General features: G+C 48.4%; 15 protein-coding genes. 9 read left to right on the top strand and 6 right to left on the bottom strand.

Annotated elements, in window-relative coordinates; all coding sequences use genetic code 11:
• Positions 1-35: 35 nt before the first annotated feature.
• Positions 36-1,367 carry a serine hydrolase gene (locus tag HMAT_RS03425; protein ID WP_199768534.1) on the top strand — a complete coding sequence of 444 codons (1,332 nt, stop codon included), beginning with the start codon at positions 36-38 and terminating at the stop codon, positions 1,365-1,367.
• A 51-nt stretch (positions 1,368-1,418) separates the two neighbouring features.
• Here the strand turns inward: HMAT_RS03425 and HMAT_RS03420 are convergent, their stop codons facing one another.
• Entirely contained in the window at positions 1,419-3,647 is a 2,229-nt protein-coding gene (locus HMAT_RS03420; protein ID WP_104381399.1) for a HEAT repeat domain-containing protein, read from the bottom strand.
• A 239-nt stretch (positions 3,648-3,886) separates the two neighbouring features.
• On the opposite strand from HMAT_RS03420, the gene HMAT_RS03415 reads away from it, so the two are divergent.
• The 4 genes from HMAT_RS03415 to HMAT_RS03400 are packed head-to-tail and all read left to right on the top strand — an operon-like array spanning position 3,887 to position 10,097.
• Entirely contained in the window at positions 3,887-4,507 is a 621-nt protein-coding gene (locus tag HMAT_RS03415; protein ID WP_104383280.1) for a hypothetical protein, read from the top strand.
• Complete coding sequence (locus HMAT_RS03410; RefSeq protein ID WP_104381398.1) at positions 4,497-7,322, top strand: TonB-dependent receptor; 2,826 nt, start codon at positions 4,497-4,499, stop codon at positions 7,320-7,322. The genes HMAT_RS03415 and HMAT_RS03410 overlap by 11 nt, the downstream gene beginning before the upstream one ends.
• Positions 7,294-8,538 (top strand): DUF4876 domain-containing protein, encoded by a 1,245-nt coding sequence (locus HMAT_RS03405; protein WP_158655591.1) that lies wholly within the window; start codon positions 7,294-7,296, stop codon positions 8,536-8,538. The genes HMAT_RS03410 and HMAT_RS03405 overlap by 29 nt, the downstream gene beginning before the upstream one ends.
• Positions 8,539-8,549: 11 nt before the next feature.
• On the top strand, positions 8,550-10,097 hold the full coding sequence (locus HMAT_RS03400) for a DUF6850 family outer membrane beta-barrel protein (protein WP_104381396.1): 1,548 nt from the start codon (positions 8,550-8,552) through the stop codon (positions 10,095-10,097).
• 28 nt (positions 10,098-10,125) lie between these two features.
• Here the strand turns inward: HMAT_RS03400 and ggpS are convergent, their stop codons facing one another.
• On the bottom strand, positions 10,126-12,396 hold the full coding sequence (gene ggpS / locus HMAT_RS03395; RefSeq protein ID WP_104381395.1) for a glucosylglycerol-phosphate synthase: 2,271 nt from the start codon (positions 12,394-12,396) through the stop codon (positions 10,126-10,128).
• Between the two features lies 1 nt (position 12,397).
• Positions 12,398-13,387, bottom strand: a complete 990-nt coding sequence (locus tag HMAT_RS03390; RefSeq protein WP_104381394.1) for an NAD(P)H-dependent glycerol-3-phosphate dehydrogenase — start codon at positions 13,385-13,387, stop codon at positions 12,398-12,400.
• A 19-nt stretch (positions 13,388-13,406) separates the two neighbouring features.
• Between HMAT_RS03390 and HMAT_RS03385 the strand changes: the two genes are divergently transcribed.
• Positions 13,407-14,879: a mechanosensitive ion channel family protein gene (locus HMAT_RS03385; protein ID WP_199768533.1), complete on the top strand. Its 1,473-nt coding sequence runs from the start codon at positions 13,407-13,409 to the stop codon at positions 14,877-14,879.
• Between the two features lie 103 nt (positions 14,880-14,982).
• Here the strand turns inward: HMAT_RS03385 and ampC are convergent, their stop codons facing one another.
• From ampC to HMAT_RS03370, 3 genes are all read right to left on the bottom strand, one after another.
• Positions 14,983-16,149 carry a class C beta-lactamase gene (ampC, locus tag HMAT_RS03380; RefSeq protein WP_104381393.1) on the bottom strand — a complete coding sequence of 389 codons (1,167 nt, stop codon included), beginning with the start codon at positions 16,147-16,149 and terminating at the stop codon, positions 14,983-14,985.
• 176 nt (positions 16,150-16,325) lie between these two features.
• Positions 16,326-16,589 (bottom strand): hypothetical protein, encoded by a 264-nt coding sequence (locus HMAT_RS03375; RefSeq protein ID WP_104381392.1) that lies wholly within the window; start codon positions 16,587-16,589, stop codon positions 16,326-16,328.
• Between the two features lie 6 nt (positions 16,590-16,595).
• Positions 16,596-17,747 (bottom strand): heparan-alpha-glucosaminide N-acetyltransferase domain-containing protein, encoded by a 1,152-nt coding sequence (locus HMAT_RS03370; protein ID WP_104381391.1) that lies wholly within the window; start codon positions 17,745-17,747, stop codon positions 16,596-16,598.
• A gap of 663 nt (positions 17,748-18,410) precedes the next feature.
• Between HMAT_RS03370 and HMAT_RS03360 the strand changes: the two genes are divergently transcribed.
• The 3 genes from HMAT_RS03360 to HMAT_RS03350 all read left to right on the top strand — a co-directional run bounded on the left by HMAT_RS03360 (position 18,411) and on the right by HMAT_RS03350 (position 24,103).
• Entirely contained in the window at positions 18,411-19,001 is a 591-nt protein-coding gene (locus HMAT_RS03360; RefSeq protein WP_104381389.1) for an RNA polymerase sigma-70 factor, read from the top strand.
• A gap of 90 nt (positions 19,002-19,091) precedes the next feature.
• Positions 19,092-20,318 carry a FecR family protein gene (locus HMAT_RS03355; protein WP_104381388.1) on the top strand — a complete coding sequence of 409 codons (1,227 nt, stop codon included), beginning with the start codon at positions 19,092-19,094 and terminating at the stop codon, positions 20,316-20,318.
• Positions 20,319-20,569: 251 nt separating this feature from the next.
• Positions 20,570-24,103: a SusC/RagA family TonB-linked outer membrane protein gene (locus HMAT_RS03350; protein ID WP_158655590.1), complete on the top strand. Its 3,534-nt coding sequence runs from the start codon at positions 20,570-20,572 to the stop codon at positions 24,101-24,103.
• The last annotated feature ends 2 nt before the right edge of the window (positions 24,104-24,105 follow it).

Raw genomic sequence — 24,105 nt, 5'->3', positions numbered from 1 at the left:
TGGTAACATTGCTGCATCATTAAATTATGCATTCTATGATGAAGCTTATCCTATTGATCCTGTTGTGTCCGATGCTGGTTGTTGGACAACAGCGTACAGCTGTGAAACTGGTCGGCTACATGCAGGCACAGGTCACTATCCATCAGTTTAGCGGAACGGTCCTAGTGTCAAGGGACGGTGTCCCATTACTCAAAAAGGCCTATGGCCAGGCCGATTATGAGTGGTCTATTCCCAATACCCTAGATACCAAATTTCAGCTGGCATCAGTGACCAAACAATTTACCGCCACCGCGATCCTACAATTGGTCGATCGCGGCCAGCTATCCCTTGATGATAAACTCAGCAAATTTTTCCCGGATTACCCCAAAGCCGACAGTGTCAGCATCCATATGCTCCTATCGCATGGTTCAGGACTGGCCATGGGTTTCAAAGAAATCGCTTTATCCAGCATCAGCAGCGACTCGGCCTATGCAGCCATCAAGCAGATTCCGTATGCATTTTCACCCGGCAGCCAAAGTGCGTACAGCAACATCGGTTATTATTTGTTGGCTAAAATTATCGAGCAAGTTTCAGGTGAAGGCTACGCTGTCTTTTTAAGGAAAAATATCTTTGACAAAGCCGGAATGAAGCATACGGGGGTCAGCAACAACGACTCCATCGTATCCAAAATGGCGAAGGTCTATTGCCATAGCGAGCATGGCCTGATACGCAATCCCTATATCAACTGGCAGATCAATGTTGGCCATGATGGCGTTTATTCGACCGTAGAAGATCTGGCCCTGTGGGACAAAGCACTATATGGAACCACTATCCTGTCTGCCGAAATGAAGAAAAAAATGTTTACGCCACACAACGCTGAAAACTGGGGCTATGGCTTTATCATCAACCCTTTTTATAACCATGGGCATCAACTGATTGCGCACGATGGTGGCTTTTTCGGCACCATGAGTTCCTTTAACCGTTTTACGGATGACAGGCTTTTCGTCACGGTCCTTTCCAATAATGAATCCCAGTCCCATATCATCGCTTACGGGCTTTCGGCCATTGCCTTTGGAAAAGAAGTCGAACTTCCCTACCGGCATCATCGTGTACAGTTGGATACAGCGTTATACAAAAGCTATGTGGGTCAATACGATGCGATTCAGATCCTGAGCGTAGATGGCAAACTCTATTACAATGATATGGAAAGGGAACTTGTCCCCGAATCCAGCACAAAATTTTTCAGAACGGACGACAACGACAGGACGGTTGAGTTTGTCGCAGACAAAAGTGGCATTTATAATACGCTTATTTTAACAAAAGGCGGTGTGAAAGAAATTTTCAAAAGAAACAGGTCACAAGACGATAAAAAACGTTCCGCAAAATAAATGCATTGCCCCCAAAATAGTCTAAATTTTGGGGGCAAGCGGCTTAAGGGCCTATTTTTTTGAAAATCCAGCCATGCTATTTTTTGTTTTTAAGCTCTGATTTTTCACGGCTTCCGGTGCGTCCGAATTTAGCAGCTGCGTACAGGCCTCCCCGATCGCAGTGCGGTGATAAGACAGCGGGAACCAACTCAGTGCTTCAAGCGCTGTGACGCGGATATCCGGCGAATTGCCCTTGTCCAGGGCTGTCGCGATCAATGTCGGCACCATCCGGTGGTAACGGTACAGCCGCATGGTACGGATCTCATTCATTCGTTCCTTCTCCTTCTCGTCCTTGTTTAAAATCTTTTTCTCCAGTGCCTGGGTAGCCCGCTCACCGGAAGCGACAATCTGGTCAAGCTTTTCCGCCAGAAGTTTACCGTTGCTCAGGTCGGGGTTGAGGCGAATCTGCCGGTCGATCTCCTGTCTGACCAACATCGGGTCCATAAAACTCAGCGAGGTGCGCAGACGGTATCCCACACGCTCCGAATGCGGATCACTGACATAGAGCTGGATCATGTCCTTCACAAAATCGTTGCCGCCAAACTCTGCCAGGTCATACACTGCCGAACGGCGTATAAACTCATACGAATCCGATTTCGCGGCATGCAATACCTCAAAATAATCTGGATTTTCCAGTTGCCGTAATTGGATAAATGCCTGGGTACGTACTGTTTCAAATGCCGACTGAAAGTAATATTGTTTTAACAAAGGACTCAGTTCCTTTTCGGGCAATAGCCGTGAGAGGTAAACCAGGGCAAGCGCCTGCAGGTCGGCATCATTTTCTTTCAGTAGCGTCTTCCAGTAGCTGACACGCCCATCATGTGCACCGATAGCCGTATTGATTTTCAACCGCTGTCCGGCATCTCCGGCGAAATGATAGGTCGGATCTCCCAGGATATGCGTCTCCAGGTAGGCCATATGTTTCATCCAATTGCCCACCCGTACACCATGTTGCAACAGTCCCATCAGTTCCCCCGGCCACAGATCCTGCAGCACGCCGACCGAGTTGGCCACCGCTGCGACATTGTCATTATCAGAAAAGGGGTAATAACCCGCCAGATAATTGGGCAGGTGAAAGGAGCCCGTCAGACAGGAATTTAGATAAACCAGCGGTGCTTTGATATGCGCATCTTTGACATCGTGGATCTGCATATCCATGTCGTCGTTAAAAAGCGAATCCGCCGCGATGCTTTTGGGATCAAAGGCATCCAGCATCCACTTTTCATTTACGCCAAGAGATTCCATAAAGGATTTTTTTACCGCTTCCACATCGCGGCCATCTTCTTTTGCCGACCGCAGTTTGGAGCGCAGGTAACGTGCTACATTCTCCATCGAGGGCTGCGGATTGGATGCCAGCGGGTAGCCGTTGAGCAGCTGCAGCGTCGCGGTACCATGTCCGGTCATGTAGGCAAAGTCCAGTCCCTCCCGCTTCAGTTCATTCAGCAGATTGAATTTAATAAAATTGTCGGAGCGGAAATTGATAAACTTGACCGAGTTTCCCGGGCGAAACAGGTCCGGCATCTGCGACCTCAGCGCCAGGGCATCACCGATTGTCGCATTGACCGAATTCGAATTGTAGCCATGCCCTGTGGAAAGGACCATATCATTTAGCGCCCTGGCCTGCCCCTTCTGCCGCACCACTTTTTTCAGGTAAGCCCTGATTTTGGCAATCGGATCCTCGCCATTTTCTACCGGCGGTTTAATGCGGGCCGAATAGATATCCAGCTGTAAATATTGCGGCGAATTGGCACCCAGGGAATAATAGAAATAGTTGCTGCGTGTCTTGGCCGTATCCTGCCGGATAAAGTCAAACTGCAGGTCAAAGTCATCGTAGTAGCGGTCAGAAGGCACCGAAGACTTATCCCACCGGATGTTTTGCGACATCTTGAAGGCTGAGGTCAAAAACTGTGCATCGCGCAGCATGGGAATCGGAATATCACCGATCAGCACTGTCCCCTCCAGGGGCTGCTGTTTGCCATAGAGCTCCCGCAATATGGTCCGGATCTCGTCCGGTCTGCTCCAGTGGCCTGAGATAATATATGTCCCCAAGCCATCTTTTTCCACCGCTGTCCGATAAGCGTCGATCTCCGGCTTTGCCTGATCGTAAGTATGCTGGTCGACGACAATGGCAAAAGTCGTCGGAGTTTTCACTGTCGGCTGCTGTATGCTTTGCGCATGCAGCCTGTCCGCTGCCAATACGCTCAAGGCGAGGGTTAAACCCGTCCATGTGGAATGCTTCATAGTAAGATGTATTAAAGTACGCATAAAGACGCATACAAATGTACATATCTTTATTTAAAACGATTAAAAATAAATTATTTAATCTAGAAAAGGGCGATTAAACCCGCTATTAATTTGATTTAACTCAAATAATATTTTAAATTTCACTTATTTATAATAAATCTAAATACATATATTTGCAACATAATGCCATCAACAAGCAAAAACAATTAATCATTAACAGCATTAATCGAATACCTATGAAACACCTTATCCTCGCCCTGGCGCTCAGCTGGGGTAGCCTGTCCGTATTCGGGCAACAAGCCCAACGCAGTCCGCTCGCAAAAGATCTACAGATAAAAATCGCCTTACAGGCCGCTCCGGCCGACCAGCGTGAAGGCGCCAAAGTACTTGGTTACAATGAAAAAGGGGAATTTGTCACCCTACAGGAAGGCACAGCTTCCAACAACCTGATCTGCCTCGCCCCCGACTATAAGTTATCCGTGCTCTATGCCTATGCCTATCCCAAAAGCCTGGATCCCTTTATGGCCCGAGGCCGGGAATTAATTGCCGAGGGCAAACGCAAGCAACGCGATGAAATCCGGGAAGCGGAGCACAAAGCCGGCAAATTAACCATTCCGCAAGGTCCGACCATCCTCTACGGTTACTGGGGGCCATTGGCCAAATTGGACAATAGCACCGGAGAAATTGAAGGCGCACAGCGACGTTATGTGATCTATGTCCCCTATGCCAAGGCCGCGGATATCGGCCTATCCAGCAAACCGGGCGTACCAGGCATTCCCTGGTTAATGGACGAAGGATCGTACAAAGCACATATCATGATCAACCCCGAAAATATGGGCCATAGCCATGGGAAATAACGACACAGCCCTACTACGGCAACGGTCAGTACTGTTCTTTGCCCTGCTGACCCTATCCACCGCGCCTCTGGCCCTTAGCGCCAGCAGCAGCAAACCCGCCACCGAACGCGTCCAACAGCAAGAGCTGGAAGTCCGTGGTGTCATCACCGAAAAAGCAAGCGGCAAAGCAGTAAAAGGAGCTACGGTACAGATCCGGGAACTGGGCCTGTATTCCAAGACCGATGAAAAGGGATACTTTAGCTTTGCGCGGATGCCAGCCGGACAGTACACCCTTGTGGTCAGCTATTTGGGCATGCGCAGCATGGAGCAATCCGTGAGCGCCGGCAAGCAGCCCATTGCCCTGGCCATGGAAGAGAACTCCATCGCGCTTGCTGATGTGGTCGTTGTCGCCCAGGAAAACCGAAAGGAAGGCGCCACCTCCACCATTATCAACCGAAAAGCCATTGAACATATGCAGGCCACCAGCCTCGGGGAAGTGCTGCAATTGCTACCGGGTGCGATTACTATCAATCCGGATTTTACCAATGTGAACAAAGCCGGTATCCGAAATGTGGGCAATACCGACCGCAGCAACCGATCGTCCGATTATATGAGTTCGCTCGGGACATCCCTGATTATCAATGGCGCCCCGATATCCAACAATGCGAATCTGCAGTCCCTGGGCTCGGCAGCCATCATTACGGGTACTTCGGGGTCCAGCGGTTCGAGCGGTGCTTTCTCCAATTCACAGGGACTGGGCGCAGATATGCGGCAATACAGCGCCGACAATATTGAATCCGTCGAAGTCATCCGTGGCATTGCCGGTGTTGAATACGGCGACATGACCTCCGGTGCCATTCTCGTACAGACCAAAGCCGGCAAGGAAGAGCTGCAGGTAAAAGGGCGCATCAACCCCAAACTGACCCAGTTCTGGGCCGGACAGGGTTTTGACCTGGGCCGCAACCGCGGGACCCTATTCGTTGATATGGACTACACCCGCGCCAGGGACAAAGAAATCTCGGCTTACGCCAGCTACAACCGGCTGACTGGTTCGGCGCAGTATACCAAGACATTTGGTCAGGACAAACCCCTCTACACCAATACCTATTTTTCCTTTGGCAGCAACCTGGACAACGTCAAAGTTGATCCCGATGCCAACGCGGTACCCCAGCGCAACAAGTCGCAGGAATACAGCTACCGCTTTGCTACCAACGGAAAATGGAAGCTCAACAAAGCACTGGCCCGGCAGTTAAATTATACCCTGTCGTTAAACTACGCGCTCCAAAAATCCTACCTCGAGAATTCCGGAACTTCGGGTATCTCTGCCGTTGGAAACTCCTACAGCGATGGTACATTTGAAGTCCCCTATTTACCTGCAAGCTACACCAATAAAGCCTGGGTAGAAGGGCAGCCGATCAATCTATTTGCCAAGCTATCGGATGAGTTTTACGCCAAGACCGGTCTCTTTACCCACCGTTTGCTTGTCGGTGCGGACTACCGCATGGATGTCAATACCGGAGCTGGGAAGACCTTCGATCCGAACTTCCCCTACCGCACCACAGGCATGAACGGTTACCGCGCCCGGGCATATCAGGATGTACCGGCATTAAATCAGCTCGGCGCCTATGCCGAGGACCGCATGACCGCCCGCTTTGGCGAGCGCGAACTGGCCATTCAGGCCGGCCTACGGATGGATCAGCTGCAGCCCTTCCGCAGTGACAACAAAGCTGCACTGTCCCCACGGATCAATGTGAGCTATGACCTGCTACCCGCATTCAGCCTGCGTGCCGGCTATGGTATCGCCAGCAAGGCACCGACACTGAACCTCCTCTATCCCGAAAATGCCTACTTCGACGTGTTCAGTTTAAACTACTACAAACAGGACCCCAATGAGGCACTTGCGCTGATGAGCACACGTGTCTACGAAACCGGAAACAAACAGCTTAAACTGGCCAAGTCGTACAAAAAGGAAATCGGCATCGATTGGAAAATCGGGAAAAGCCGGCGCCTCAGCATTACCGGGTACCACGATAAAATCGACAATGCCTACGATTACATGACCACGCTGAACAGCCTGCACTATGCGCTTATCCCGACCTATACCGTACAGCAGGAAGTACCGGGCAGCAAACCGGTCCTGAGCAACGACGTGACCAATACCCCCTATGTGTTTAGCTATGCGACTCCGACCAACGGCCGGCAGATCATCAATAAGGGCGCCGAGTTTGACTTTGACATGGGGCGTTTTGACGCCATCCGTACCTCCTTTCAGCTGACGGGTGCCTACCAGTCCACCAGGTCAACGACCACGATACCCTATATCCTCGCGCAGGAGGTGCCCAACCAAACCATGACCCGTATCGGGGTATTTGCACCCCGCGGTACAGACGCCGAGCGCCTGGTGACCACCTTACGGGCCATACACCATATTCCCGAACTGCGGTTTATCCTGACCCTGACCGCGCAGACCATCTGGATCGACAAAGAACGCAATGTTGACTTTTCGAGCTTGCCCATAGGCTACATCCCCGTGGGCGCGGACCAGCAGATGGCCATTACCTATTTTTCAGAAGCCGAGCGCCAGCAGATTACCGCGGCCGACCGGGATATCTACCTGAGCCTGAATGAAGGCACCTTCCGGACCGAGAGCTGGAAACCTCTTTGGTTGTTCAACATGAAACTCACCAAGGAATTCGCCCGGAATATGGGCTTCTCGTTCTACGCCAATAATTTCATCAACAATAGACCATTGGTACGGAGTACACGCTACCCCGAGCAGTTCACGAAACGAAATATAGATATCTTTTTTGGAACCGAACTGTCTATTAAATTCTAAGAAAATGAAGAAAATCAGCTGTTATATCTACCTGATCGCGTTACTGCCCCTATGGAGTGGTTGCCGCAAAGATTTCGCGCCGGTAAATACACTCTCTTATACCCTCGCCGTGCGGTATCCGGGCACGTATAACGAGTCCTTTGCCCAGGGTGCCGCAGTGACCCTTAAGAATACATTTACAGGACAAACAACTCAATTTACCAGCAATAGTCAGGGTGAGGTCGACCTACGCGATATCCTCCCCGGCATCTATACGGTCACGGCCAGCCGGGAGATCACCGAAGCCGAGAGCGTGGCCATCACCGGACGTGAGGGCAAGGCCTTTCTGAATGCCGCCATCGCTTCCCTGCGTATCCAGGCATCCGGAAAAACGGAAATCCAGCTGAGCGGCGGTGCCGTCGGTGGATTTGTGATCAAAGAATTTTACTATACCGGCAGCCGGACGCCCAACAATGCCTCCTACCTGTATGATGGTTTTGTCGAGATCTACAACAACTCGACCGACACCCTCTATGCCGGCGGCATCTCGTTCGGAGCCACAAAAGCAGGATCATCCGTTGCCACAAAATTTATCGAAGATCAGCAAAATGTATACCTTGCCTCCCTTTGGACCATTCCGGGTAGCGCCGGTACGGACCATCCCGTTGCACCAGGCAAATCCATTGTTATTGCTGTTGATGGCATCAACCACAAAACAGATCCGAATGGCAATCCGAATGCACCAACGGATCTGGGCGCCGGAATAGCGGATTTCGAAACCTATTTCAATCCACCGGGAAATACCAACGATACCGATTCGCCCGATGTACCCAATGTGACACTGATCCACAGCTCTTCGCTGACCCTTTTCGACTGGCTGCCTGGCGTTAATGGATCCGGACTGGTCATCCTTTCACCCGATGACTATACCGATTATGAGACCGTTACCGAACCCGGGGCGGCAGTCTCCACGCGCTATATGAAAGTACCGGCAGACAAGGTGATCGACGGCATAGACTGTGTCGCCAATAGCACCATCACGCTGGACAAGAAACGCCTGCCAAGCAATATTGACGCCGGAGTAGCCTTTGTGGGCGGTGGTGCCGGCACGGGAAAATCGGTGATCCGAAAAGTAAGGGAAGAGATCAATGGCGTTAAAGTGCTGCTAGATACCAACAATTCATCCAGCGACTTTACGGTCAACGATACCCCCAGTCCTAAAAGTTATTCCAAATAAGCAGGAGCATCATGAAATTAAAATATATTTTTTCCCTGGCATTTACGGCCGGCTTCGTGCAGCTGCATGCCCAGGAAAATCAAACCCTCAGCTACGCCAAAGAAAAAGAGCCCTTCCTGAAACTGCATACCAGCGCCTTTCTGGCGGAGCTCAATCTGCCAGCCATGGGCAACACGGAATTGGGCTATTTCTATGAGGGCGGAGATTTTAGGCATCCCTTTACCGGCAAATCAAAACAGGGCCTCCAGTTCGCCGCTGAAAAATTCCAGCGGGCCGGAGACTGGACCCTTTACGGAAACTTTGATTTTAAAACCCTGAAAGAGAAGCAGCTTGCCTACAGCAGCCTGATCAATCCCTTTACGGACAATCCCTACCAGATCGTGGACTCGCTGCAGGGCGACTGGAACAAGCAGTTTTACGATATGAACCTGAAAATCGCGAGCCCAAGTTTTGCCGGCGGTAAAATGCGGGCCGGTCTTGACCTCGGCTATCAGGTCGCTATCGGCGCAAGGCAAATGGACCCACGCTCCCTGGATACGGAAAATAAAATCCGGCTGGCGCCAAATATTACCTACAAACTCAGCCCACAGCATCAGCTCGGCCTGGCCGCGATTTATCAGCATCACAAAAACGATCTGAAAATAACGCGTGCCAATGAAAATCAGCAGTACAACCTGTACAAGCGACTGGGCCTGGGCGAATATATGGGCGCTGCACCCGTCCTGATGACCAGCGACGCATACCGCACATATATCACCAACGCCTATGGCACAGAACTTAGTTACCGCTACGAAGCCGGTCCACTGCGCTGGTTGCTGTCGGGAGGCTACCTGCAGCACGACGAAAAGGTCAGCGACGGCGTCACCTACCCCACGCAAGCAGGCCGGCATCGTTCCGATCAGTACAGCCTGTCCTCCGCTCTTGACCTCAAACGCGGTAATTATAACCATCATTTCGATCTGAACCTGGTGTACCGCGACATTTCCAATACCGAATACCAGCAGTTGCAGCGGAGCGAAGATCGCAGCTACGAGACCATCTTCGAAGGCACACTGAATACGGCAGTCCGCAGTCAGGCCTCAGTCGCTTACCTTTTGGGCAGAGAGACAAGCGACTACCGTTCCGACTGGTTTGCCAAGGCCTCACTGAGCTATTCAGGCTGGGACAACCGCTATGCCCTACCCCAGAGCAAGGAGATTATCGATCGCATGGATATCGGCCTCCGTTTTAACAAAGCCGTATCACGCTGGGTCATTGACCTGGCCTCCAACTACAATTTTGCGGTAAAAAATGAATGGAACTATACCGATAAAAGCTATTCAAGCAATTTTGTCGCCAATAGCATTGCGCTGCCCAGCTACCAATACCTGGTGCAGGACCGGGTGACCAATGCCCTCAGTATCCAATACCGGCTAGCTACGGTCGGGAAAAACAACAATCAGCTCTACCTCAAGGGATCCGGCAGCGTGGAAACGGCCCTGTCTAGCCCCGTGGGGGCCATTGAAAAAGGCCGGTCACGCTATACCGCCAGTTTAACCCTCGGCTTATTGACGTTTTAATCCGTTGAACAATGGTGGGGGCGCTAGGTTAGCCCCCACCATTGCTATTCAAAACCGTCTTACCCGATCTTTCCAGCTCTTTCACAAAATCCCTTCCCCAATAATGGATATCGTAGTGCTCAATATGCTCATACAACCTACGCGCCCGCACCTGTGCCTCGCTAGGTTCCATGACCAGCGCTTTGAGCAGCGCATCTTTCATGCTCTTGCGGTCGTAGGGATTGGTCAATATGGCATAAGGCAATTCGACCGAAGCACCTGCAAATTCCGAAAGTACAAGGATCCCGGCGGTCTCCAGTAGCCCATGGGTCGCAATGTATTCCTTGGCCACCAGGTTCAGCCCGTCACGCAAAGGTGTGATCCAGGCAATATCGCTCAGCGCATAATGCTTGACCACCTCCTCAAAGGGCAGCGCCCTGTAAAAATATTGGATCGGCGTCCAGTTCATGGTCGCATACTTCCCATTGATCTCACCCACGGCCTGATTCACCTGGTCCCGGATTTCATCATAGATCGTCATCCCCTGCGATGGCGGTGTACAGACATTGACCAGCTCGATCTTGCCCCTAAATTCCGGGTACTCGGCAAGAAATTCACCAAAAGCCTGAATTTTTTCCAATGGCCCCTTGACATAATCCAGGCGCTCGATGGATATGATACGCGTTATTCCCGATTCGGCTTTGCGCTGTTTGAGCATATGGATCTCCGACTTCACATTATCATCCGTCAAAATCTGTTCGATATGATCCCGGTTGACACCCACCGGTTGTGCCCCCAGCCTGATCTGCCGCCCGTCCACCTCAATGATCTTGGTCATCTGATCGACACCCAGCGCACAGCTATAGGTCAGAAACTGATTGGCGACATCTACCTTTTTGACCACTTTAAATGGCGTATGGCTGCGGATCACATCCACAAAATTCTCCACATAGCGCGGAATATGAAAACTGACAAAATCACAGAGCAGCAGGCTGCCGATGATCTCTTTGCGCCAGGGAATAATATTGAAAATATCTGCTGCCGGGAAAGCCGTATGGTGAAAGAATCCAATTTTCAGATCGGGACGCATGGTCTTTAAAAAAGAAGGTACCATCCACAGATTATACTCATGGATCCAGACCAGCGCTCCTTCGTCTGCCTCCCGCGCGATCCGCTCGGCAAAGCGCTTGTTGATCATCAGGTAATGATCCCAGTCCTCGTGGTTGAACTTTGCCCGGTCCACAAAAGAAAAGATCGTCGGCCAGAATGCCTCCTTGGAGAACACACGATAGAACTTATCGATATCCTCTTTTGACAGGGAGATGGTGGAGGCGACCAGATTAGGGTACCTGCTTTCGTCCACCAGCTGATTTGGAACCGGCTGCCCATCCTGCTGGATGACTTCCTCCCCGATCCAGAGGCCAGACCGCCCCTTTTCAAATAAGCCCAGCAGTGAGGGAATGATGCCATTGGGGCTTTTGGGGGCTACCCGTACCGTCTTCCCATTGACCGATTCCTTTTCAAAAGGCAGCCGATGATACACCATCACCAGCTGATCGGATTTTTTGGACTTTCTCTTTTGGGGCACTAATTTTTGTTCCCCACGGATCAACTGCTGAAATGGGCGGTGTTTGCCCATATATTCCAGTATACCACCCGCTCCGGCGGCCTCTGCGCTGTACGCTGTATCCAATTGATCAATGGCCTGTAGCAGCCCCGGCTCAGATTTTCCGACCGCAACACCGCTAAAGCCAATCTGAAATAAGGCCAGGTCATTGAGGGTATCGCCGGCCACCATCACATCATCCGGATCGACCGCCAGAAATTCAACCAGCTTCTTTAATGTTGTCCCCTTATTGACCCCTTTGGGGAGCAAGTCCAGGTATTTATCGGCCGAAGTAATAATGTCACAGTCATACCTGTCCGCCACCTGCTGCACCAGGCTATGGTCTACCCCGGCTTCATAATAAAAGGAGCTGCGGCGTTGCTGTGGTACATGTTGGTAATTCAACTGCGGTATTTCCTCCAGCGCCGCGCGGATCGCGTACGTCTGCGGCCATTTTTCCTCAATCTCACTCTGCAGCGGTTCAATTGCTTCCAGGCTGTGGCCGTTTACGACCGTAGCGCCCACATCCGCGATAATGAAGTCCGGCACCGGAATGAGCGGATCGCTCAGCAGCGGCAATACCGACTCCAGTCCCCTTCCGGTGACAAAAACCAGCTGCAAGTTCGGGCTGGCCTTGATCAGTCTATATAATCTGAGGCGGTCTTCCATTTTACCGCCTAAAAAAGTTCCGTCTAAATCTGTTGCTAATAGCATATTATCTTATATTCCTTTCTAAAAGTTTAAATTCATCAATTACAGCCATATGATTATAGAGGACACGATAGGCTGTCTGTAACAAGGGTAAATTGAGTCCGAGGCTCGTGACCGTCGCCATCAGACCTTTGGTTGCAAAATAACCTTCGGCGACCATCCCCATGAGCTGCCGGGCTTCGAAAACCGAATAGCCCTGGCCAAGATATTTACCAAATGTCCGGTTGCGGCTGTGCGCGGAGTAGCCCGTCACCAATAAGTCGCCCAAATAGGTCGAGCTGCCCAGCCGCGCATTGGGCGCGCCAACGGCATGTAGCAGCAGCCCCAGTTCGTCAATGGCATTGGCGACCAGCACCGCCATAAAATTGTCGCCATAGTGCAGTCCTTCGGCCATGCCACAGACGATGCCGACCACATTTTTGTAAATGGCCGCGTACTCCACCCCCAGTGTATCGGGGCTATAATTCACCTGCATATAACCTGAAGCGAAGCCTTTGGAAATCTTACGGATAAACGTTTCATTCGGACCGCACAGGGTCATATAGGTTTTCTTATTGCGCGCGATTTCTTCGGCATGACAAGGTCCCGCAATGATTGCCTGCTGAAAATCGTTCAGCTCAAAATATCCTGCGAGATAAGCACTGGGAAGCAGGTTGTCGGGGCCGACCGTCCCTTTGATGGCGGTGATCACAAATTTTTCGGCAAGGTCCTCTTTGGGGATTGCGGCGCAAACACTGTCCAGGTGCGCACTGGGCACGACGAAAAGAATTACTTTCGACCGGGCCACGATCTCGTCCAGCTGATCGGAGGCATAAATTTTTGTATTGTCAAGTTTTAAAAACGATAGGTAGTCAGGGTTAACAGCATCCTGATTTATTGAGCGCGCCTGTTCGGAACGCCGCATATACCAGTTGACATGGATGCTATTTTCTGTCAAAATTTTAACCAGGGCCGTGGCCCAACTCCCAGCACCTATCACACTAATCTCATTCAAATCGTTGGGGGTTTTTAAGATGCGAAACAGAAAATTTTCGCCATCGGGTTATCTATTAATTTACAAATATACGAAAAAATTAATCAATAAGCAAACTTTGAGCGCAAAAACAGGGATAAAGGGGTATTTCTCCCCTCAAAACCCGTTTTTATATTTCTCCGTAAATTTGTCTGTTCATATGAAAAATTTAGACATGCTTAACTTCAGTGAACAACCATCAAGTTCAATTTATCAGTACATTTTCGATCTCTTTGCCAAATTGGGTTTACCCGACCAACAGGCCCATATAGCTACGGCCGTTGGATTACTTTTTGCTTTCGCGGTGCTGCTCTATGCATTCGATTATATTATGCGCAATGTCTTTTATTCGGCATTGAACAAGATTGCCCGGCGGACTTCGACCCAATGGGATGATTTTCTGTTGAAAAACAAGGTGCATGTCCAGGTGAGCCGCACCATCCTGGTGCTGCTGACGCGGCAGCTGCTGACGATGATCTTCCTTGGTTTTCCGGTGCTGACCGCTACCCTGGCTAAGTTGCTGGATTTAGTGGTCTTGCTGATCCTCTATCACCTGGTCAATAGCCTGTTAAAAACCTGCCGCGATATCTTCCGCAGCTCAAATGCATTCAAGGACAAGCCCATTGACAGTTACCTGCAGGTGGTGCAGATCTTTCTGATTTTTGTGATCGGCACACTGGCTGTTTCTCTGCTGACCGGCAATTCGCCCTGGTCTTTTCTTGTATCCCTGGGTGCGGCATCCGCCATCCTGATGCTGGTCTTTAAAGACACTATTCTGGGATTCGTGGCCAGTATCCAGGTATCGGCCAATGACTCGGTCCGCGTTGGTGACTGGATCGAAATGCCCAAATATGGCGTAGACGGCGATGTATTGCAGATCAACCTCAACAATGTACGGATACAGAACTGGGACAAGACCATTGTCACCATACCTACCTATACCCTGCTGAGCGATTCATTCAAAAACTATCGCGGGATGCAGGAGACCGGCGGCCGGCGGATAAAACGGGCCCTGAACATTAAAATGTCCTCGGTGCGCTACCTCAGTGAAGCGGAAATCACGGCATTAAAAAAGATCATGTTGCTGGCACCCTATATCGAAAAACGGGAACGCGAAATTGCAGATTACAACAAAACCTGGCATACCGACAGTTCCTCGCCTGTCAATGGCCGCAGGATGACCAATATCGGCCTGTTTAGGGCCTATATCCTCGCCTATGCCAAGCATAACCCCAATATCCATCAGGAATTAACCCTGCTCGTGCGCCAGCTCGCGCCGAGCGAATACGGTATTCCGCTGGAACTGTATATGTTTACCAAGGGTACCCAATGGGCTTATTTTGAAGATACAATGGCCGATATCTTTGACCATCTATTGGCAGCCATCAAACACTTTCACCTGCAGGTATTTGAACTGCCGGCATCCGACGACCTGCGGTTGCTGGGTGCACAGCAGGCCACCAGTAAGGCGTAAAATACCCTATTGTTTTCTACAAACTGACACCGGATATCGCGCGTTGTTTTCAACGGTGATCCCGATGTAGCATAGATCCATAAAGCGCACGACAGTGTGCGCTTTATTTAATCCCCTCTTTTTCCAGGTAAGAAAGCAGCTGATAAGCCAGATCAATGCGAACGGCATTCGGATAATTTTTATTGGCCAGGATAACGATACCGATTTTTTTGGCCGGTATATACATGACATAACCACCAAATCCATTTGTAGATCCTGTTTTATTGATCAATACCTGTTTTTTAGCTTTCGCATGCGGTATCATTTCCTGCACTTTATTGGGCTGATAAATCATATCGTATGCATTCCCCCTTTGCAGCTGCTCCAGCGTTACTGGATAGTCATACTGCTCCCAGATCAAATCCTGGGTCATGCTTGCGGTGCGAAAATATCCCGTATGACTTTTGCTGATCGCTTTGCCGACCTTCTTATCCACAGGCACTACGCCCATATTGGCATCGACAAATTTAATCATGTCTGCCGTACAGGATTTTACGCCATAGGCTTCGTTGGCGAGCATCGCTGGATTGACGCGGACAGGTAGATCCGTTTTATCATAACCTTGCGCATACTGTTCCATGTTGGTGGCAGGCAACTCATAAAATGTGTTCGACAGGTGCAACTTATTGAGCACATGCTGTGTCATGGCCGCTGGAAAAGGTTGTTGAAACGCTTTGCCCGCAATCAGCCCCAGCAATCCAATACTGGGATTGGTATAGATCCGCTGGGTCCCCACGGCATATTCCGGCTTCCAGGATTTGTAAAAATCCATTAGTTGCGCCTCATTTTGGACTGCATCAGGTAGTTGTAGGTCAAATCCACCGGCGGTGTGCGTACCCAGATGATAGAGATTGATATGGTCAAAAGCGCTATGCTTCAGTTGGGGTAGATATTGGCTCACCGGTTTGCTAAGGTCCAGCTTACCCTCGACCTCAGCCAGGCAGGCCAATGTAACCGTAAACGTTTTGCTGATCGATCCGAGCTCAAATAAGGTCTGTTCTGAGACTGCTGTACCATTCGCTTTTGAAGCCACACCATAGTTCAAAAAAGTATGCTTTCCATTGATGCTCACAGCGATGCTTAAACCCGAAATATGATTGTCTTGCATCACCGGTCTTACAAGCGCATCGGCATAAGTTTGGAGATCATTGGTCTTTCTTTCTGGCCCATTACCCCCTAAAAATGAGGAGATACAAACCAGTAGTGTAGTGGCAATTTTAAAATTGTACATCGATCAAGAGTTTTATGTGCGTACATTTCTCCTACATTGTGTTGCAGTTACATGCTTCGACAAAGATACTATTTTCCATAATGGCACTCCACAAATACAGCGTTTTCAGCAATTCATTGAGCGTATGTGAAGTAAGAAAGCGCACAGAATAGTGCGCCTTCTTTTGCTACTGTGTACTATTTTCTACGATCTTTTTGCCCATACCTCCCCAGCAGGCGACTAGTCGCAAAGCTAACCAGCGTACCCAATGCAGCAGTCAATACTGTCTGCACGACATCACCCAGCGAGATACTGGCCCAGATGGAGCAGATGGTGCCGCCCCTGGCTGAGCTACGGCTATTCCAACGGATACAGCCTCGCAATTGAACTGATTTTTTTCTTTTGCCTATTCTTTCGCTGTTGCGGATGATTGCTTGATTTATCCAGTTCACTTTCTTCATAAAATTTCATTGGTACAGCCATTTGTCGATCAGACCATTTATCGCACAACATACGAGAAGGATTCCGGTCCAGACGAGGTATACCACCCCAATGGAATAACCATATTGCGTTAAAGGGCCTGCCGAAGTATAAGACCTTGCAGTAATCAGCATTGCTGCTGGATCTTTTCCTGTTAGCCAAAGTAAAACCATTGCTATAAAATGAATTAAAAATGTGCTGAACAGATAGATAAACAAGGGTTTTCTTCCCAATGTGTAAAAGAGGAAAATTTTATCTCCCCGGCAATTTGTCGTGTAGCCCAGGAAAAGAAATACAGCGCCCAACGTAAGCGAAAGGTAGGCCAAGGAAGCCGGATACTTTGTCAGATTCAGAAAAGATAGCACTGTTTTGGCTGGATCGGCATATGCATTCCACCCGACAGGATCCCCATAAACATTCGCGAAACGCAGCATAAAAAACAACGCGAGACTACTGTAACCCGCGAGGAGTAAGATATGCTTTCGCTTTGCCGGATCTGCATGGGGTACAAATAGCTTACCCATACCATAGCCCAGCATCAACACGCCCAACCAGGGAATAAGCGTATAATTCACGATAAACAGGCGATCCGGACTGGGAATAAATTTCTGCTGATGCAGCAGGTACCAGCAGATTGATCCAAAAGAATTCCCTTCGAGCTGGATTCCATCCAGCAAATGATGCACTGATAGCAGCAGCAGGCTGATGACGAACAGTAACTTACGCCCCAGATACTGCAATCCGGCCATACAAAAAAAACAGAGTCCAAGCATGCCGAGAATAAACAGACCGATGGTACGATAATACGGATCAAAGGTGTACAAAAAATTATTGACCACAAGTTCCAACACTAACAGCATAACAGCCGTATAACACAAGGCTTTTGTCAATCTTTTCGATCCATAACGCTGACCATACTGGTAAATTTCTATTCCCAACAGAAAAAAAATCGTCGGAGCAAAGAAATGAGAAAGGAACCGTGTTAGAAAGGGCATGATGCTGGTCTCCCCGATTGCTGTCGGATTCACGTTCCAGTAATAAAAAAACATCCGGGTATGATCCAGCATCGCGAAGGCGAGCACAATCCCCAATAAAAGATTGCGCGGATCCTGTTTAGGATAGGAAAGTCTAATCCACATAAGCTACTCAACGCTGATTAGCGAGTCCAGCGCGCTGGTACATTGATGATTAGTCCGGCACGCTGTAGGCCGCGTGCCGGACAATCCATTGGCATCCACCGATAAAATTGCGAAAATCAGCTTCTAAGGAGTTTTTATTCGCCTCATCGGGCCTTATTAACGATTAAACCCGCTCGGGCATGACCCAGTAAAGCGCAGACATACCTGCGCTTTACTTTGTTAAAACAGATCAGGATTATTTTCGGCCCCTGTTATTCCAACCTCCGATCAGCCGGCTGGTGGCGAAGCTGACCAGGGTACCCAATGCCACTGTCAATACCGTTTGCAGCACATCTCCCAGTAAAAAATCCTTTATCAGCAAAACTGTTGTGGCCAGCTTGATGATTGGATTAGTGCCTATCAGCTTTGTTCCAAAAAGAAAAAATAAGTGATAAACCAATTATACCAAATTCAAGCTGGCGTTTTGGATAAAACAACAGCATAAATCTTGCGTATCTTAAGGTCATAACCCAAAGAACTTTGGAATGAAGATGAAATTTTCGCAAAAGATTCATACTTATTTTATTAAAAAGTTATATTTGTGTTATTAATTGATGAAGTTCGGCAAAAAAGACAGGGTCTAGCTTCTGTTATTCACCTTAGAAAAACGTACCAAAGTACAACATGCAGGACAGCGATTACGCCATACTATCTGATGGAATCTTGGTTGATCTGATTCGCCAGGATGACGAGAGAGCTTTCTCAGTCATCTACCAGCGATATAGTATGCCTTTGTACGTCCATGCCAACAGATTTATCCGTGATAGCGAGGAGACAAAAGATATCCTACAAAAAGTCTTTGTCAAGATCTGGTCGATACGCAACAAGTTGCCGACAGACATCAAGCTTTCCTCCTACCTTTATCAAATCGTTAAAAATGAACTGATCAACTATATTTCACATAGCAAAGTCGTTGATAAATATCTGGAAAGTATGTCCTCTTATGCATCAACCTACATATCAGACACCGATCATGTCATCCGCGAGAAACAATTGCAGGACATCATCGAGCGAGAGATCCAAAATCTACCTGAAAAAATGCGTGAAATATTTCAGTTGAGCCGCAAGCAGTATCTAAGCCACAAAGAGATTGCCGAAAAACTTGGAATCAGTGAAAAAACAGTAAAGAATCAAATATCAAATGCACTCAATTTGTTGCGCCACAAGTTACCCTTACTTCTGTTTATCCTTGCTTTTTTTCCGGACCGACCCTAGTGGTCCAAGTTTTTTTTTAAAAAAATCATTTTGATCTGGGACCTGTGGCCGAGTTAACTGTTATACTCCAAAACAACAACACAACAACACGTGAAAGAACCGTTAAAAGTAGATCGCGATTTACTAAAAAGATATACATCAGATCAATGTTCGAACCGAGAGAAAGCCTTTGTGGATGATTGGTATATTAGCTATGTAAACCAGCTGCCTGATTTTGAGCTGACAGCCGAAGAACTACAAGCGGATCTTTCGAATGTATGGAACAGCATTGATGCCGAAATCCAGGTACCGCAACCATCCAGATCTCACTGGAAGAAATGGTTTACAACAGCAGCATCAATTTGTGTTATTGGCTTTTCTTCTTATTATTTCCTTATACACAATTCCTCCACCGCCCCCAAGGGCATTAGTAGCAGGATAGAATCTTCAGAAGTTGAAACAGGTTCATCTTCTAAACAAAAGGTCCTCCCGATCCCAGCAGCAATCAGCGGCGCCATGTTGATTTTATCGAACGGCGAGCAAATAGCACTTGACAAAAACGGTGGATCATACAGTCGCAAAGATCACGACATCCTTATCGATTGGAGCGATAACAATCAGCTTGTTTATCAAGCCGACGACTCAAAAAGTAACAGTCAGGCTGTACGCAGCAATACACTTGTGGTACCAAAGGGCAATACCTACAAAATTCGGCTTGCGGACGGTACGCAGGTAACGCTCAATGCGGATAGTAAATTGACTTTTCCGGTACAGTTTACAGGTACAAAACGCGAAGTGACGCTGGATGGTGAAGCTTACTTTGAGGTCAGCAAACGGCAGATCAGCGCCGGCAGTAAAATGATCAAGCAGGAATTTATCGTCCACGCCGGACAGAATGCCATTCAGGTATTAGGCACAAAATTCAATGTAAAAGCTTATCGTGAAGACAAACAGCAAAGTTTTACCTTGGAAGAGGGGGCCATTGCCTTAAATAATCCTGCCAATCCTGCTCCTATCCTATTAAAACCTGGTCAAAAAATCATACAGACAGGCGACGAATTTACGCTACTGGAAGTTGATCTTTCCAAGGATCTCTCCTGGAAAAATGGCGATTTCTACTTCGATTCGGCGACTGTACAAGAAATCATGGCCCAAATATCACGATGGTACAATATCGAAGTGGAATACCTCGGTCCTATTAACAATCAACGATATATAAGCAGCATATCTCGCAAAAAAACATTACAGGAAGTCCTTGAAATATTAGAGACCACCACAGGTATCAAATTTGATATCCGGATAAAAGGCAAAGAAAGGAGGTTGATGGTAATACCCTAACGAAAGAAAAAAAACGATTTCAAAAAAAATCTAGAGGCGTTGCACCGCCCCTAGAACTGATTTTTGAATTCACGCCTAGCATTTATTACGAAAATTATGAACTGCATGACATGTCTCCTTGTCTGGAGGGACATCCATGTCCAAAAATCAACAAACAAATGTATCAATATTTTTTTGCTAATGAAAAGTATCAGGTAAATCAACCGACCCAAAGACCGCCTATCTTTTCCAACTTTATAATCAAATTGCTTATGCGATTTCAATTATTCTGCATGTTGTTTTTGGTTTTGTTTTTACAAACAGCCACAGCCCTGCACGGCCAAAACAAAATTAACCTAAATGTCAAACGTGCCAGCCTCGAACAGATCCTGCAACAGGTTCGTGCACAGACGGGATATGATTATGTGATCCGTCCCGAGCATAGCAAGTCGTTCTCGGCCCTAACGATCAACTTAAGTGAGCTTGAGCTTAACGAGGTGCTCGCGCTTTGCTTCCAGGGACAATCCCTTGGCTTTATCGTGCGCAACAAGACCATTATTGTCACGGATAATCAGCAGCAACGCACGATTAATGGAATCGTTACAGATACGCAGCAAAAGCCCCTCGCCGGAGCAACTGTACGGATCAAAGGAACCCATAATCAAACCCGCACAAATGGAAAGGGAATATTTGTATTGTCAAATGTACCCAGCGATGCGATACTCGAAATCAGCTACTTAGGCTATGAATTACGGCAAATAGACCTCAGTGGTACACCAGCAAGCAACCTAGGACCGTTATTTGTACTCAAGCAACAGATTTCTGCGCTCGACGAAGTATCCGTGATGGCAAATACAGGATACCAAAAACTAGACCCCAGCAAGGCTACGGGTTCGCTCGTCGTCATTGACGAAAAGAAAATACAGGAAAGTCCGGCTTTGAGCCTGATGGAGCGATTGGAAGGTCAAATTCCTGGCGTTCAATTTGATACCCGTACCAATAAGATCCTTGTCCGCTCACCGAATACCTTTTCCAGCACCTCCAGTACTCCATTGATTGTCATCGACGGCTTTCCGGCAATGGAACAACAGTTGAGCAGCAATCCAACGGGCTCCGGTGATCGTCTTTCCGCCACAAGTACAAGTGCCGGAATACTCAATAACTTCAACCCGGACGATATCGCCAGCATTACGGTACTGAAAGATGCCGCCGCAGCCTCTATCTGGGGATCAAGAGCTGCCAATGGCGTTATTGTCATCGAAACAAAGGCCGGCAAATTAGGAAAAAATAGCATCAACTTCTCCTCTACGCTAGGGACCTCTGCCCCGCCCAACCTACATAACTTACGGAGCATGAATGCAGCTGAGTATATAGATTTTGAGAAAGAACTCTTTGACAACAATTTCTTTTACGACCCTAGCTCTGGCTGGCGCGCACCAAACCGATCAGATGCCATCATGACCATGTTCCGTGCCAAACGAGGGGAGATCAGTCTTGACGAGCAAAATAATATACTCAATCAATTGGGGCAGGTAGACAACCGCCAGCAAATCCGCGATCAACTGCTACAGGCCGCACAAAGCCAGCAATATAATCTCTCATTCAATGGAGCTGTCCAGGGAGCCCGCTATTATGCTTCGGCTGTGTATTCAAAAGACAGACCGATCTACCGGGAAAACGATGCCAATAATATGTCCTTGACATTCAATGTCGAAAACAGTTATTTTAACAACAAGCTAAAAGTATCGTTAGGGCTCAACCACATTATTCAAAAGAGTAAGGTCAATGGCGCTGCTATCCGTGCAATCAGTCCCGGTACTTTTGGGCTCACACCATACAATCTGTTATTGGATGAAAACGGCAGCAGCATCAGTCGTTATTTTGCTTTCACCCCTCAGGTCGCCCAAGAGCGCTTTGAAAGTCAGGGATATCTACCTTGGTCCTATAATCACATGGATGAACTTAGCCTGAGCAACGATCGGTACGACAATAACCTAACGCGCTTCACCGGTCAACTGGCCTATCACCCGCTTAGCTGGCTGAACGCCTCTTTATCAGGATCCTATCAAAAGGGCCTGCGTAATATGGAGAGCCTCCGCGATCGCGACAGTTATGAGATGCGCGACCTGATCAATAGTGGTACGACAATCAGCAGTACAGGAAAACTCATCTATGGCGTTCCTCTAGGGGGCAAATACGTCACTTCCAACAACAAAACAGACGATTATTCGCTACGTTTCCAGTTGGATGGATCAAAAAAAATTAATGATATCCACCAGATTGACCTATTTGCCGGAACCGAGATCCGCCAGAGTCAGACAATGGGCTATCTACAGACACGCTACGGTTTTGACAAAGACACCTACCAATCTACTGTCATCAATCCAACCGTCCCTTACAAAGATATCTATGGAGCCAACAAAACATTAAATATACAGGATGCTCCAATCAACATTGACCGTATACGTTACCTGAGCTATTACGCCAATGCGGGGTATACACTCCTTGAAAAGTACTTTTTAACAAGTAGTTTACGTTTTGATGATGCGACGATCATCGGTGTCGAACGATCAAAACGTGCCAAACCCTTTTGGTCTACAGGCCTGCGTTGGGACCTGCACAAAGAAAACTTCATGCGTGCGCTACCTTGGATAAATACCCTTAGCTGGCGCGGAAGTATCGGTACCGGAGGCTCGGTACCGCGTGACGGCACCTCCTACACTTTATACTCAGCTTCGATAACCGATTTTTATACCCAGCTGCCTACTGGATCTATCAGTATTCCTGCCAACCAGCTACTGGGCTGGGAAACAACACGCACATTTAACACAGGACTAGATTTCAGCGCCCTAAACAGCCGATTAACGGTCAACATTGATTATTATACAAAAAGGTCTTACGGTATTGTTGCTTCCGTACCGTACAATGCAACCTATGGTTGGTCCAGTTTGTCCTTCAACACTTCCAATATGAAAAGTCAGGGTATTGACCTGAACATCCAGGGCCAGCTTATTCATGGGCCACGCTGGCGGTGGAACAGCGCATTCAATCTCGCCTATAGCAGCAACGAAGTGACGGACGATCGCTTTCCAAATACATTGAAGACACCAGGCCAAACCTCCACTCCAATCGAAGGCTACCCCATCGACCAGCTATTTGCTTACCACTGGGAAGGACTTGACAACAAAGGGCGATCCTTAATTCGTGACGGTCAGGGCAACATCTTGGATTCAGAGGCCTCAACCGATGATTTCCGGCCTACAGATCTACGCTATATGGGCCGCATGAGTGCGCCATATTTTGGCGGTTGGACAAACACCCTGTCTTACAAAAACTTTAGCTTAACAGCGCGTATGACCATGAAATTCGGACACAAGGTACGTTGGAAAGAAGTCAATTCCACACAGTATCCTACGAATACAGCAGGTTTTGACGGATACCTTCCGAACAGCAAGGCTTTGGTAGACCGTTGGCGCAAACCCGGAGACGAGGCGCATACCAACATCCCCGGTGTCATCAATACCAACCTTAACAGCATACAACGCTTTGAGTATGCAGACATTAATGTCATCGATGCCAGTCACATCCGACTGCAAATGCTGGCCTTGAGCTATAGTTTTCCAGCGAGCATACTAGGCAGCAATAAAGCCATTAAATTGTTGAGTATAGGGGCCACGGCCACCAATCTCGGACTTTTATGGAAGAGGACAAATCGGGATATCGACCCAGATTATATGTTTGACGGCAGTTATGGCAGCATGCCACCCGTTACGAGCTATGTTTTCCGCATCAATATGGGATTTTAAGA

Source organism: Sphingobacterium sp. HMA12, from assembly GCF_002933815.1.
GTDB lineage: Bacteria > Bacteroidota > Bacteroidia > Sphingobacteriales > Sphingobacteriaceae > Sphingobacterium.
Note: the sequence above shows the minus strand (reverse complement) of the source record. Positions and strands in the feature narration are given on the sequence as shown.

Bases quoted from the DNA above. Each gene is read 5' to 3' on its own strand.
- HMAT_RS03425 (WP_199768534.1), top strand. From the start codon at position 36: ATGATGAAGCTTATCCTATTGATCCTGTTGTGTCCGATGCTGGTTGTT.
- HMAT_RS03420 (WP_104381399.1), bottom strand. From the start codon at position 3,647: ATGAAGCATTCCACATGGACGGGTTTAACCCTCGCCTTGAGCGTATTG.
- HMAT_RS03415 (WP_104383280.1), top strand. From the start codon at position 3,887: ATGAAACACCTTATCCTCGCCCTGGCGCTCAGCTGGGGTAGCCTGTCC.
- HMAT_RS03410 (WP_104381398.1), top strand. From the start codon at position 4,497: ATGGGAAATAACGACACAGCCCTACTACGGCAACGGTCAGTACTGTTC.
- HMAT_RS03400 (WP_104381396.1), top strand. From the start codon at position 8,550: ATGAAATTAAAATATATTTTTTCCCTGGCATTTACGGCCGGCTTCGTG.
- ggpS (WP_104381395.1), bottom strand. From the start codon at position 12,396: ATGCTATTAGCAACAGATTTAGACGGAACTTTTTTAGGCGGTAAAATG.
- HMAT_RS03385 (WP_199768533.1), top strand. From the start codon at position 13,407: ATGCGAAACAGAAAATTTTCGCCATCGGGTTATCTATTAATTTACAAA.
- ampC (WP_104381393.1), bottom strand. From the start codon at position 16,149: ATGTACAATTTTAAAATTGCCACTACACTACTGGTTTGTATCTCCTCA.
- HMAT_RS03375 (WP_104381392.1), bottom strand. From the start codon at position 16,589: ATGAAGAAAGTGAACTGGATAAATCAAGCAATCATCCGCAACAGCGAA.
- HMAT_RS03370 (WP_104381391.1), bottom strand. From the start codon at position 17,747: ATGTGGATTAGACTTTCCTATCCTAAACAGGATCCGCGCAATCTTTTA.
- HMAT_RS03360 (WP_104381389.1), top strand. From the start codon at position 18,411: ATGCAGGACAGCGATTACGCCATACTATCTGATGGAATCTTGGTTGAT.
- HMAT_RS03350 (WP_158655590.1), top strand. From the start codon at position 20,570: ATGCGATTTCAATTATTCTGCATGTTGTTTTTGGTTTTGTTTTTACAA.